Raw genomic sequence first — 12,625 nt, forward strand, 5'->3', positions numbered from 1 at the left:
ATAGATGCCCGTAGTGGCGAATGTAAGCGGACGAAAAGCTGATACTGTCACGCTCATGGGACAATCTACGGTGTGTCACGTGCATGAGACGATTGGTGCTCACATGCGTCACGCCCCCGGTGCCGAGGGGGTGTGGTGACCGAGCTCGCCACCCGAGCCCAGGCCTTCGGGCTGATCGCCGAGGGAGTGGCCGCGGGGCTGAGCGCCCCCTGGCGCCTCTACCTCGCCCGAGGCTGCCGATACCTGTCGCTGAGCGTCGGCGACCGCACCGAGTGGAACGCCTGGCGTACCCACCTCGGCTGCCCCGAGTTGAGCGTCCGTGTCTACGACGCCGGCGGGGAGATCCGCCGGTCCTCCGTGGCCGAGGTCGTGCTGGACGGCTGCCGGATCAGCGTCGAGCTGGTCGAGGAGGTCAGCACCGACGACCTGGACCGGCTGCTGGTCGCGGATCCCACCGTCGACCCCACCACTGTCGAGCCGGAGGAACGATGATCCGGCGTACGGGCCGGGCCGGGGCCGCCCGATGAGCCCGTTCCTCGTGGTCTTCCTCGTCCTGGTGCTCGGTGCCACCAGCTACGCGGCCGGTCGCCTGCACGGGCAGCTCAGCTACCGCATCGGCTACCGCTTCGGCTATCGGCAGGGCTACTTCGACGGCGACCGGGGCGCCTGGAACCGGCGTCGACGCGACGCCCAGGCGGCGATCGCCTCCGCCCTGTCGGTCTCCTCGGCGGGGGCCGTCCGCTCCGCAGGCACGGTGGCCCGCCCCGGCACCACGTACACCGGCTCGTCGTTCACCGCGCCGGCCGCCCCGATCACCGGGCGGCACCCGACCGGCACGCTCGTTCGACGGACCGGCTGAGCCGGCCGGCGGGCCGCCGCGGGCGGTCCCGCCGACCGGCGCGGAGAAACGCGGTGCGTCGTCCGCGGCGGACACGCACCGTCGGGGCCACGTCAGACCGGTGACTGTGGTCCCGCCGGCCGGGATGCGCGCAGGGGGCATGCATCCCGGCCGGCTCGCCGCGCCGCCGGCTCCGCCGGTTCCGGTCGCCGGTGTCGTCCCGTCCGGCGCCGGATCGGCCGTGGTGAGGACCTGGCGGGTCATCCGACCGGGCGGTGTTCACGCGGCCGTTCCCGGAGATCCACGATCGCCCCTAGCCGGGACGGTCCGCCGCCGCTAGCGTCTAGGCATGGCACGGGGTTCTCCCGAGCCAGCCGGCCCGCCCGGATCTGCGACCTCGCACACGGGGTTCCGCATCCGACCCCGTGTCCCCGGGCACCGGACGAGGCGGAACACGGGTGGCCGGGTGCCCATCCGTCGGAGCAGGCCTGTGACGACTCGCCGTACCACCGCCGGTGCCGACCAGACCCCGGCCGCGACTGCCACGACCCGCCGTGCCCCCCGGAGCCGCCGTACTGCGGCAACCGCGCCGGCCGACCCCAAGGAGCCGCGACCAGCGGGCCAGGCGTTCGTTCTGGACACGTCGGTGCTGCTGTCCGATCCTGCGGCGTTCCACCGCTTCGCCGAGCACGAGGTGGTGCTGCCGCTGGTGGTCATCACCGAGTTGGAGGGCAAGCGGCACCATCCGGAGCTGGGCTGGTTCGCCAGGCAGTCGCTGCGGATGCTCGACGAACTGCGGATCCAGCACGGCCGGCTGGACACGCCGGTGCCCGCCAACGACGTGGGCGGCACGCTGCGGGTCGAGCTGAACCACACCGACGACGGGGTGCTGCCTCCCGGGTTCCGCACCGAGAGCAACGACGCCCGGATCCTCTCCGTGGCGCTCAACCTCGCCGCCGAGGGTCGGGACGTCACGCTTGTCAGCAAGGACATGCCGCTGCGGGTCAAGGCCGCCTCGGTGGGCCTGCGCGCCGACGAGTACCGGCACGGTCAGGCCGGTGACCCCACCTGGACGGGCATGTCCGAGCTGAATCTGAGCGAGGAGCAGATCTCCGCGCTGTACGCAGGCGACACGCTCGACCTCGACGAGGCGGCGGGTCTGTCCTGTCACACCGGCCTGGTGCTGCACTCGGGGCGCGGTTCCGCGCTGGGTCGGGTTCTGCCGGACAAGTCCGTCCGGTTGGTCCGGGGCGACCGGGAGGCGTTCGGCCTGCACGGCCGATCGGCCGAGCAGCGGGTCGCCCTCGACCTGCTGCTCGACGAGACGATCGGAATCGTCTCGCTGGGTGGGCGGGCCGGCACCGGCAAGTCCGCGTTGGCGCTCTGCGCCGGCCTGGAGGCGGTGATGGAGCGTCGCCGGCACAAGAAGGTGATCGTCTTCCGCCCGCTGTACGCCGTCGGCGGTCAGGAGCTGGGCTATCTGCCCGGGTCCGAGTCGGAGAAGATGTCGCCGTGGGCGCAGGCGGTCTTCGACACGCTCGGCGCGGTGGTGCACGAGAACGTGCTGGAGGAGGTCACCTCGCGCGGCATCCTCGAGGTGCTGCCGCTGACCCACATCCGAGGGCGCAGCCTGCACGACGCCTTCGTGATCGTGGACGAGGCCCAGTCGCTGGAGCGCGGCGTGCTGCTGACCGTGCTGTCCCGGATCGGGCAGGGCTCCCGGGTGGTGCTCACCCACGACGTCGCGCAGCGGGACAATCTGCGGGTGGGCAGGCACGACGGCGTGACGGCGGTGATCGAGGCGTTGAAGGGGCATCCTCTCTTCGCCCACGTCACGCTCAGCCGGTCGGAGCGGTCGCCGATCGCCGCGATGGTGACCGACCTCCTGGAGGACATCCCGCTGTGATGGGGCTTTTATAGGCTTTCGTCCACATTATCGGTGTGGCCCAAATCACAAACATGCCGGTTGGTTTCCCATCAGCCTCACTGTGCGCGATCGTGTCCCACGAGCGCCCACGCACCACGGGCATCGTTGGTGATCGTTCGTGATCGTTCGTCCGAGGTCTGGGCGGCATCGGTGACGGTCGGTGCGTCGGCGCGACCGGCTCACCGGTCGGGGCGCTCACGGCACGGCTGAGGGCCACCTGGCCTGCGCCGCGCCGTGTCCATGCCCCCGACGAAGGGACACTTCGTGAGTCGGCTGTGGAGCCGGTTGGGCGCCCGTACGGCCGCTGTCGCGCTGCTCTCCGTGGGCGTCGCCGGTGGTTTCTACCTGGGCGAAGATCGGGAAACCCAGCAACAGGGCCTGACCGCGCAGGCAAGCGTCGAGGTCGACCGGATCGACTTCGCCTACCAGCGCGAGCGCCAGGCCAGCCACCAGATCGCGTTCGCGCGGCAACGGGCCGCCGAATACCAGGCGAAGCTGCGGGCGGCGCAGGTCGCCAAGGAGGCCGCCGAGCGGGCCCGCAGGGCCGAGGCCGCCGCGGCGTCCCGCAAGCGCGAGCGCGAGGCCGCCGCCAAGGAGGTCGCCAAGCCGTACGACGGGCCGATCCCGGCGTCCTGCGCGGAGTACAGCGGCAACCGTAAGATCGGCTGCGCGCTGATGCTCGAGGCGGGCTTCGGCATCGCCGAGTTCCCCTGCCTGGACAAGCTCTGGAACAAGGAGAGCGGCTGGAACCACAAGGCCCGCAACTCCTCGTCCGGCGCGTACGGCATTCCGCAGGCGTACCCCGGCAGCAAGATGGGCTCGATCGCGGACGACTGGCAGACCAACCCCGCCACCCAGATCAAGTGGGGCCTGAGCTACGTCAAGGGCAAGTACGACACGCCCTGTGGCGCCTGGTCGCACTTCCAGAGCGCGGGCTCGTACTGACGACGTCGAACGGCGGGGCCGGGTGGGCGACCACCTGCCCCGCCGTTCGCGCGTACACCGGGCAGGGAGGCGGGACGTGAGTGGCGGTCGGCCCCTTTTGCTGATAGCAGTTGGGGGGTGACCCTGCACCCGTCCAACGGCGACCCCTACCGGTTCGGCACCGAGGCGTTCTACGCCGCGCTCGGTCGGGCCTTCGTCGCCATGTGTGCGGTGGTCCCGTTCCTCTTCCTCATCGAGGCCGTCGACCAGGGGCTGGCGTTCGGCCTGGACGCGACCGCCGGCATCATCCCGCACCGCATCGACGGCCTGGACGGGGTCTTCTTCTCACCGTTCCTGCACCACGGCTTCGACCACCTCTACAGCAACAGCATCCCGCTGATCCTGCTGGGCACCTTCGTGCTGGCGGCCGGCACCCGCCGGTTCCTCTGGTCGACCCTGGTCATCATCCTGGTCAGCGGGCTCGGCGTGTGGTTCACCGGCTCACCCAACTCGGTGGTCGTCGGCGCCAGCGGCGTCATCTTCGGCTACCTGGGCATCCTGCTCACCCGGGGCATCATCGAGCGCAGCTGGTGGAACTTCGCCGTCTTCCTCCTGGTCGGTCTGCTCTACGGCTGGCAGTTGGTAGGCATCCTCCCCACCGACGAGCGGATCTCCTGGCAGGGGCACCTGTTCGGCCTGCTCGGTGGCGTGGTGGCGGCGATCCTGTTCCGTCGGCGGCGACCGAGCGTGGACGGCACCGACTACTCGGGTTCCACCCTCAGCCTGCCCTGACCCGCTCCTCGGCGCGCCTCTGGGACATGCTTGCCCGACCGCTGCGCCCCGCCTACCGTCGAGATCAGCACGCGTTGATCCGTGAGCGGAAAGCGACGGTACGCCATGCGCGAGGTCGATGTCGCCGTGATCGGGGCCGGTCCCGCCGGCCTCTTCGCCGCGTACTACGCCGGGTTCCGAGGGTTGTCGGTGGCGGTGATCGACGCGCTTCCGGAACCGGGCGGCCAGGTCACCGCCATGTACCCGGAGAAGCTCATCCTCGACGTGGCCGGCTTCCCCGCCGTGAAGGGCCGCGACCTGGTCGCCAACCTCGTCGCCCAGGCTGCGCCGTTCGGCCCGCAGTACCTGCTCGGCACGAGGGCCGAGAAACTGTCGTACGCCGATGACCGGCCGGTGCTCGGCCTTGCCGGCGGCGAGCAGCTCGGCTGCGGCGCGGTCGTGGTCACCGGCGGGCTCGGCAGCTTCAGCCCGCGCCCACTGCCCTGCGCGGACGGCGCCCCCGGCACCGGCATCGTCTACTTCGTCACCGACCCGGCCGAGCTGGCCGACCGGGACGTCCTCATCGTCGGCGGCGGTGACTCCGCCTTCGACTGGGCGCTGGCCCTGCAACCGCTGGCCCGCTCGGTGACGCTCGTGCACCGGCGGGAGAAGTTCCGGGCGCACGCCTCGACCGTCGCCCGGGTGCTGTCGCTGCCGGTGCGGGTGGTGGTCAACGCCGAGGTCACCCGCCTGCTCGGGGACGCCACGGTGACCGCCGCCGAGGTGACAGTGCGCGGCGGCGCGGCCGAGACCCTGCCGGTGGACACGGTGGTCGCCGCCCTCGGCTTCACCGCCGACCTGGGCCCGCTCGCCGAATGGGGTCTCCGGCTGGACCGCCGGCACATCCTGGTGGACAGCGCCATGGCGACGAACCTGCCCCGGGTCTTCGCGGCCGGCGACATCACCGAGTACCCGGGCAAGGTGCGGCTCATCGCCACCGGCTTCGGCGAGGCCGCGACGGCTGTCAACAACGCGGCGGTGGCCATCGACCCCGACGCCCACCTGTTCCCCGGGCACTCCTCCGACGCCGGCTGACCGCCGGTAGCGGACACTGACTACCCCCTTGCCAGTCCTATCCGCAGCGGCCCGTGTCGTCTCGCTGACCCCGCCCTCGCCATGATCAGGTGATGAGAAGTAGGTCAGGAACCCCTCCCGGCAGCTACTTTTCATCACCTGATCATGCTTGCGCAGCGCGCATCCGCCGGTACGGCTAGGTGAACGGCGTGCGCCTGGTCCACCCGACGAACGCCGTCAACCGGCCCGACCTCGGCGAATGACAACAACAGCAGGAGCCCCGGTCACCCGTGCTGGTTGCCGGGGCATCTTCGTTCTGCGGGTACGTCAGCGGCGGGCGGGTGGCGCCAGCGCGGCGATCAGCACGGCCACCATGGTCAGCGCGGCCCCGAGCAGGGTGTTCACGCCGGGGTGGGAGGCCGCCGTGGGCAGTACCAGGTCCAGCAGGACCGCCCCCACGATCTGGCCGGCGATGGTGGCCAGGCCGAGCAGCAGCACACCGGTGAACCGTACGATCGCGGCGGCGATCGTGATGAACACGATGCCTATCGGTCCGCCCAGGTAGAGCCACGGCTCGCTCGGCAGGTGGCCGGTCGGCCAACCTCGTACCGCGAGGTCGATGGCGAATGCCACGAGCAGGGTGGCCGTGCCGACGGCGAAGTTGACGAGCGTGGCGGTGAACGCGCTGTCGGCCGCCGCCCGGACCCGCCCGTTGACCGCCTGTTGCCAGGCCGTGCCCACCCCGGCGACCAGGGGCAGCAGGGCCAGCTCCAGCGCGCCCGGAGCGCCGAGCCGGTCACCGACGGCCAGGCCGACCGCGAGCACGGTGAGGACGGCGCCGGCCAGCCGTTGCCGGGTCACCGGTTGCCGGCCGGTCGGACCGATGCCGGCCCGGTCCACGGCGAGGCTGCTGCCGGACTGTCCGGCGACCACGGCCACGGTGAAGACCGCCACGCCCAACGTGCCGATGGTGAGGCCCTGGGAGGCCACCAGGAACGCCCCGCACATGCCGCCCAGGCACTGCCACGGCCTGAGCGCGCCGGTCGCGAGGGCGCGCCGTAGCGCGGTCAGCCCGCGTCGCCCGCCAGGAGTGGCGGGCACCAGCACCAGCAGGACCAGCAGACCCAGCCCGAACGAGACCACAGCGGCGGCGAACCCGTCGGCCAGGCGTACGCCCAGCTCGCCGTTGATCCGAGACTGCACCGCCACCGCGACCCCGGAGACCGACGCCAGCGCGACACCGAGGATCCGGCGGGTGGCCGACAGGGTCTGCGGGGTCGCCGTGTCGGCGGCCGTCACTCCTGCTCGGCCAGCGGACGACCGTCGAAGTCGACAGCGGAGTAGAGAGCCAGCTTCTCCAACCGGTGGTACGAGTCGATCACCCGGATGGTGCCGCTCTTCGAGCGCATCACGATCGACTGGGTGTACGCGCCGCCGGCCCGGTACCGCACTCCGCGCAGCAGGTCCCCCGAGGTGACCCCGGTTGCCACGAAGAAGCAGTTGTCCCCGGTGACCAGGTCGTCGGTGGCGAGCACCCGGTCCAGGTCGTGCCCGGCGGCGAGCGCCTTCTCCCGCTCCCGGTCGTCCTGCGGCCAGAGCTTGGCCTGCATCGCCCCGCCCATGCACTTCAGCGCGCAGGCCGAGATGATGCCCTCGGGCGTGCCGCCGATGCCCATCAGCACGTCGACGTCCGACTCGCCCCGGGCCGCCGCGATGGTGCCGGCGATGTCGCCGTCGGAGATGAACCGGATGCCCGCCCCGGTCCGGCGGATCTGGGCGACCAGGTCGTCGTGGCGGCTGCGATCCAGCACACAGACCGTCACCTCGGACACGTCGGTGCCCTTGACCTTGGCGATCCGGCGCAGGTTCTCGGCAACCCCGGCGTTGATGTCGATCACGTCGGCGTACGCGGGACCGACGGCGAGCTTCTCCATGTAGAAGACCGCGCTCGGGTCGAACATCGCACCCCGCTCGGAGACGGCGAGCACCGCCACCGCGTTCGGCATGCCCTTGCTCATCAGGGTGGTTCCGTCGACCGGGTCGACCGCGACGTCCACCTCCGGGCCGGTGCCGTCGCCGACGTGTTCACCGTTGAAGAGCATCGGGGCGTTGTCCTTCTCGCCCTCGCCGATCACGACGATGCCACGCATCTGGATCGAGTTGATCAGCTTGCGCATGGCGTCGACGGCGGCGCCGTCGCCACCCTCCTTGTCGCCCCGGCCGACCCAGCGGCCGGCGGCCATCGCCGCGGCCTCGGTGACCCGGACCAGGTCGAGGGCCAGGTTACGGTCGAGATCCTGTGGGATCCGCGTCCTGGTGTTCGTCATGACGGCTGCTCCTCCTCGCGACGGTGCGGGGACGGCCGGCGGCGGAGCGGTCCCGCTGCCGGCTTTGTCGCTGATCCTCACACGATGGCCGAACGGGCGTCGGTGCGGGGCGGTGATGGGCCGGATACCGCCTGTCGGGCAGCTGCGAAGATGGCAGGGTGGAACCCGCACAGCCTGCCGACCGCGTACCCGCCGACCGCACGCCGCCCGATGGGCAGCAGCCGCCGGCCGACCTCCCCGCCGGCGTCGAGCCCGCCGCGACGGGCCCGACGATCCCGGCAGCCGGCGAGTCGGCCCTTGTCGCCGGTGAGCCGACTCCGGCGACCGGTGAGCCGGCCCTTGTCGCCGGTGAGCCGGCCCTTACGGCTGGCGGGTCGGCACCGGCTTCCGGTGAGCCGGCGCCGGTCGCGCCGGAGTCGGCGGGGCAGCCGTCGGTGGCCCGGCCGGTGGCGGGTGGCGTCGCCGGCGGGCCCGACGACGCCACGGGGACCGGTGAGCGGCCCGCGCCGCCGCCGCGGGTGGCGGCGGCGGCGACCAAGGCCGAGCGGTCGCCGAAGGACATGGCGATCTCGCTGCTGGTGCTGCTGATCCCGATCGCGCTGCTGCTGGCGTTCTACCGGGGCTTCCTCGGCGGCGATCAGGCCACGACCGTCGACGCGGCCCCGGCGATCGAGCAGGCGCGGTCGGCGAACACCTTCCCGGTGAGCGAGCCGCAGGGGCTCGGCTCCGGCTGGCGTACGGTCAGCGCCCGCTACCAGACCGTCGATGGCGGGGCGAACCTACGGATCGGTTACCTCACGCCGGAGGGACGGGGCGTTCAGCTGCTGCAGAGCAACGTGCCGGCGGAGCGGTTGCTGCCGGCCGAGCTGACCGACCAGAGTCAGCCGCAGGGCCCTACGGAGCTGGGTGGGCGTACCTGGCAGCTCTACACGGCCCGGGGCAACCAGCAGGCGCTGGTCCTGTTGGAGCCGACCCGCACGGTGCTCGTCGTCGGCGATGCCCGCGACAACGAGCTGCGCGACCTCGCCGGCGCGCTGAGCTGATCGATTTCGCATCGATGGACCTCCGCTGACGGACGTATCCGTTACGCTCCCTCGGCTCGGTCCGGTCCGCGTTCCGCGGCCGGGCCATGTCCGTCTTCATGAAGTGAGATCTCAGTGAACATTCGACGGTGGAGCTTCGGCTTCCTCGCCGCCACCCTGCTCGTTCCCGGCCTGGCCGCGTGCTCGTCCGACGCTGCCGAGCCGGCGGCCGCCCCGAGCTCGTCCGCCCCGGCCGTGCCGGCCGATCCGAAGGAGGCACTGCTCGCCTCCACCAAGGAGATGGCCAAGGGCGACTTCACCTTCACCGTTACCGGCGCCGACATGACCGGCGGCGGCCTGGTGCACAAGCCCAGCAACAGCGCGCAGCTCACCATGAAGCTGGGCGACGCCTCCGAGGACGTTTCGATGGAGATGGATCTCATCTACATCGACTCGGAGAGCTGGGTGAAGATGGACCTCGGTGGGGCCGTGGCCGCCATGATTCCCGGCGGGACGAAGAACAAGGGCAAGTACCAGCACCTGGACAAGACCAAGATCAAGGACCTCAAGGATCTCCAGCTCGACCCGGAGACGCTCGACCCGGTCGACAGCGAGACGCTGGTCAAGGGTGTTACCGACGTGCAGAAGACAGGTGAGGGCACCTACAGCGGCAAGATCGACATCAGCGCCTCCACCGATTCGGTCGCCCTCGACGAGGACGTTGTCAAGGCGCTGGGCGCGCAGGCCAAGGCGCTGCCGTTCACGGCCAAGCTGGACCCGCAGGGCCGCCTCACCGAGTTGGTCATCCCGGTGCCGGCCGCCGGCGAGGCCGCCGCGCACGAGATCAAGATCGCGTACACGGGCTACGGTGCCGGTACCGGCGCGAAGAAGCCGCCGGCGGACAAGATCGTCGAGGCTCCCGCGGAGACGTACGAGCTGTTCAAGTAAGCAGTCACGGCGGACCGGGGCGGCCTCAGGTCGCCCCGGTCCTGACTTTTCCGGCGTCCGTCGACACGGCAACCGGACAGAAGGGTGATTGTCCGCCCCGTCGACAGGGAACAAAGAGGGAGTGATTCGGGCGCGCTGCTCGGCCCGGATCGCGCGACGTGGCCGACGGGCTGCCGCGTCGCCCGGTTTCCGGCGCCGACCAGGTCGTCGGGTGACCCCCTTGGGAGACACGTATGACTGTTCGACGACTCGGTGCCGGCCTGGTAGCCGCCGCCCTGTTCACGCCCGCCCTGGCCGCCTGCGCGGCCGGCACGACCGGCACCGCCGGATCGACCGCGTCCCCGACGGTGAGCGCGTCAGGTGCGCCCAGCGCGTCCGGCGGTGCGCCGGTGTCGGGCGACGCCAAGCAGGCGCTGCTCGACTCCACCAAGGAGATCAGCAACGGCAACTTCAGGTTCACGCTCTCCGGCGCCGGTTCCACCGCCGAGGGGCAGGTACACCAGCCGAGCCAGAGCGCCGCGATGAAGTTCTCCATCGGCGGCCCCTCCTCCGACCTCGCCATGAAGCTGGACGTCATCCACGCCAAGCCGGACAGCTGGGTGAAGCTGGAGCTGACCGGCCCCACCGCCGACAGTCTGCCCGCCATCAAGCAGCTCAACCTCGGCAAGTACCAGCACCTCGACCAGGCCCGCATCAAGGGCAACAAGAACCTCGGCTTCGACTTCGAGAAGGTCGACCCGGCCGGCAGCGCGGTGCTGACCCAGGGCATCACCGAGGTCCGCAGCACCGGCACCGGCACGTACGCCGGCACCATCGACGTCACCAAGGCCGCCGAGGCCGGCTCGCTGAACGCCGCCACGATCGCGGCGCTGGGCACCCAGGCGAAGACTGTCCCGTTCACCGCGAAGGTAGACCCGCAGGGCCGGCTCAGCGAGCTGGTGTTGCAGCTCCCGGCCGGCGGTCAGACCACCGCTCAGGAGATCAAGATGACGTACTCCGACTACGGCGCCGCCACCGCCGCGCAGAAGCCGCCGGCGGACCAGGTCGTCGAGGCGCCGGCCGAGCTCTACAGCCTGTTCAACTGATCGTCGTACGGCGGTGGGGCGGCTCCGGTCGCCCCACCGACGGTTCCAGTCTCTCGGCCTGCGGTCAGGAGGTGGACTCCTGGCGGGCGGCGTCGATCCGCGCCCGCGCGCCGTCCAGCCAGCGCTGGCAGATCACCGCCAACGCCTCGCCGCGCTCCCAGAGCGCCAGCGACTCCTCGAGGGACGTGCCGCCCGCCTCCAGCCTCTCGACCACCGATGCCAGTTCGGCGCGGGCCTGCTCGTAGCTGAGCCGTTCGTCCGGCCCGGCCTTCGTGTCGTCAGTCATCGCGTCCATCTCAGCACACGCCTGCCCGGGTCACCGCGTCGCCACGTCGCCGTCGACGGTGGCGGCCAGCTCACCGTCGGCGAGGCGTACCCGCAGCGGGTCGCCCTTGCCCACCTCGGCCGCCGCCCGCACGACGTGCCCGTCGGCGCGCTGCACGATGGCGTACCCCCGGTCGAGGGTGGCGGCGGGGGAGAGGGCGCGCAGCCGCGCCAGGGTGTGCCGCAGGTCGTCGTCGGCGCCGGCGAGCCGGTGGTCCAGGCAGCGCCCGGCCCGCTGGCGCAGCGCGGCCAGCTCGGTCATGCGGTGCTCGACCATCACCTGCGGGCGGGCCAGCACCGGCCGGGACCGCAGGCTGTCGAGACGGTGGGACTCCCGGTCGACGAGGTTGTGGACGGCCCGTTGGAGGCGGTGCCGGGCCTGGCCGATGAGGCGTACCTCCTCGGTGAGGTCGGGGACCACGCGCTTGGCCGCGTCGGTCGGGGTGGAGGCGCGCAGGTCGGCGACGTAGTCGATGAGCGGCGCGTCCGTCTCGTGGCCGATCGCGCTGACCACAGGTGTACGGCAGCCGAAGACGGCCCGGCAGAGTGCCTCGTCGGAGAAGGGCAGCAGGTCCTCGATGCCGCCACCGCCCCGGGCGATGATGATCACGTCGATGCTCGGGTCGGCATCCAGCACCTTGAGCGCGTCGATGATCTGCGGCACGGCGGACGGGCCCTGCACGGCGACGTTCACCGTCCGGAACTCCACGGCGGGCCAGCGTCGCCGGGCGTTTGTCAGCACGTCCCGCTCGGCGGCCGACGCGCGGCCGGTGATCAGCCCGATCCGGCCCGGGAGGAACGGCAGTCGCCGCTTGCGAGCCCGGTCGAACAACCCCTCGGCGGCGAGCAGCTTCTTGAGCTTCTCCAGCCGGGCCAGCAGCTCACCGAGCCCCACCTGCCGGATCTCGTCGGCCCGCAGGCTCAGCGTGCCCCGCGCGGCGTAGAACTCCGGCTTGGCGTGCAGCACCACGCGGGCGCCCTCGCGCAGCTCCGGCGCGCCGGCGTCAAGCACGTCGCGGTTGGTGGTGACGGTCAGGCTCAGGTCTGCGGACGGGTCACGCAGGGTCAGGAAGACGGTGGTGGCCCCGGGACGGCGGCTGATCTGCGCCACCTGCCCGTCCACCCACACCCAGCCCAGCTTGGCGATCCACGCCCCGACCTTCTGCGAGACAACCCGAACCGGCCAGGGCTCCTCCGCGCTACTGCGCGCAGCTTCCCCACTGCCCCCACCAACCCCACTCACGCGCCCACCCTACGACCACCCCCGCCAGACCCCGTCGATCATGAAGTTATTGCCTTGGTTGGCGGCTTGGGGTCAAGGGGTGAGTGCAATCGTTAGGCGGCGATGAGGTGGTCCAGGCGTTCGGCTGGGGTTGCCCAGTCGA

General features: G+C 71.5%; 13 protein-coding genes. 9 read left to right on the forward strand and 4 right to left on the reverse strand.

The features are described 5' to 3' along the window. Positions 1 to 135: 135 nt before the first annotated feature. The 6 genes from ACLQ26_RS18025 to ACLQ26_RS18050 all read left to right on the forward strand — a co-directional run bounded on the left by ACLQ26_RS18025 (position 136) and on the right by ACLQ26_RS18050 (position 5,555). Positions 136 to 492 (forward strand): hypothetical protein, encoded by a 357-nt coding sequence (locus ACLQ26_RS18025; RefSeq protein WP_425745488.1) that lies wholly within the window; start codon positions 136 to 138, stop codon positions 490 to 492. 31 nt (positions 493 to 523) lie between these two features. Continuing rightward, complete coding sequence (locus ACLQ26_RS18030) at positions 524 to 859, forward strand: hypothetical protein (protein WP_007455629.1); 336 nt, start codon at positions 524 to 526, stop codon at positions 857 to 859. A gap of 469 nt (positions 860 to 1,328) precedes the next feature. Next, positions 1,329 to 2,744, forward strand: coding sequence for a PhoH family protein (locus tag ACLQ26_RS18035; protein WP_425745489.1), 1,416 nt, complete (start codon positions 1,329 to 1,331; stop codon positions 2,742 to 2,744). Positions 2,745 to 3,029: 285 nt separating this feature from the next. Then, positions 3,030 to 3,710 (forward strand): lytic transglycosylase domain-containing protein, encoded by a 681-nt coding sequence (locus ACLQ26_RS18040; protein WP_425745490.1) that lies wholly within the window; start codon positions 3,030 to 3,032, stop codon positions 3,708 to 3,710. Positions 3,711 to 3,827: 117 nt separating this feature from the next. Next, positions 3,828 to 4,481 (forward strand): rhomboid family intramembrane serine protease, encoded by a 654-nt coding sequence (locus ACLQ26_RS18045; protein ID WP_425745491.1) that lies wholly within the window; start codon positions 3,828 to 3,830, stop codon positions 4,479 to 4,481. A gap of 105 nt (positions 4,482 to 4,586) precedes the next feature. Then, positions 4,587 to 5,555: an NAD(P)/FAD-dependent oxidoreductase gene (locus tag ACLQ26_RS18050; RefSeq protein ID WP_425745514.1), complete on the forward strand. Its 969-nt coding sequence runs from the start codon at positions 4,587 to 4,589 to the stop codon at positions 5,553 to 5,555. A 306-nt stretch (positions 5,556 to 5,861) separates the two neighbouring features. On the opposite strand, the gene ACLQ26_RS18055 is transcribed toward ACLQ26_RS18050, so the two are convergent. After that, complete coding sequence (locus tag ACLQ26_RS18055; RefSeq protein ID WP_425745492.1) at positions 5,862 to 6,833, reverse strand: DMT family transporter; 972 nt, start codon at positions 6,831 to 6,833, stop codon at positions 5,862 to 5,864. After that, complete coding sequence (glpX, locus tag ACLQ26_RS18060; protein WP_425745493.1) at positions 6,830 to 7,861, reverse strand: class II fructose-bisphosphatase; 1,032 nt, start codon at positions 7,859 to 7,861, stop codon at positions 6,830 to 6,832. The genes ACLQ26_RS18055 and glpX overlap by 4 nt, the downstream gene beginning before the upstream one ends. 158 nt (positions 7,862 to 8,019) lie before the next feature. Here glpX and ACLQ26_RS18065 point away from each other — a divergent pair, with 158 nt between their 5' ends. The 3 genes from ACLQ26_RS18065 (at position 8,020) to ACLQ26_RS18075 (ending at position 10,916) form a co-directional block, all read left to right on the forward strand. After that, entirely contained in the window at positions 8,020 to 8,904 is an 885-nt protein-coding gene (locus ACLQ26_RS18065; protein WP_425745494.1) for a DUF4245 family protein, read from the forward strand. A 114-nt stretch (positions 8,905 to 9,018) separates the two neighbouring features. Continuing rightward, on the forward strand, positions 9,019 to 9,831 hold the full coding sequence (locus ACLQ26_RS18070; protein ID WP_425745495.1) for a hypothetical protein: 813 nt from the start codon (positions 9,019 to 9,021) through the stop codon (positions 9,829 to 9,831). A 233-nt stretch (positions 9,832 to 10,064) separates the two neighbouring features. Beyond that, positions 10,065 to 10,916, forward strand: a complete 852-nt coding sequence (locus ACLQ26_RS18075; RefSeq protein ID WP_425745496.1) for a hypothetical protein — start codon at positions 10,065 to 10,067, stop codon at positions 10,914 to 10,916. Positions 10,917 to 10,980: 64 nt separating this feature from the next. Here ACLQ26_RS18075 and ACLQ26_RS18080 read toward each other — a convergent pair whose 3' ends face one another. Together ACLQ26_RS18080 and xseA are read right to left on the reverse strand one after the other, a co-directional pair. Next, entirely contained in the window at positions 10,981 to 11,202 is a 222-nt protein-coding gene (locus tag ACLQ26_RS18080; RefSeq protein WP_204943368.1) for an exodeoxyribonuclease VII small subunit, read from the reverse strand. Positions 11,203 to 11,232: 30 nt separating this feature from the next. Beyond that, positions 11,233 to 12,483 carry an exodeoxyribonuclease VII large subunit gene (xseA, locus tag ACLQ26_RS18085; protein WP_425745497.1) on the reverse strand — a complete coding sequence of 417 codons (1,251 nt, stop codon included), beginning with the start codon at positions 12,481 to 12,483 and terminating at the stop codon, positions 11,233 to 11,235. Between the last annotated feature and the right edge of the window lie 142 nt (positions 12,484 to 12,625).

It is taken from the genome of Micromonospora sp. DT43 (assembly GCF_049841645.1).
Classification (GTDB): domain Bacteria; phylum Actinomycetota; class Actinomycetes; order Mycobacteriales; family Micromonosporaceae; genus Micromonospora.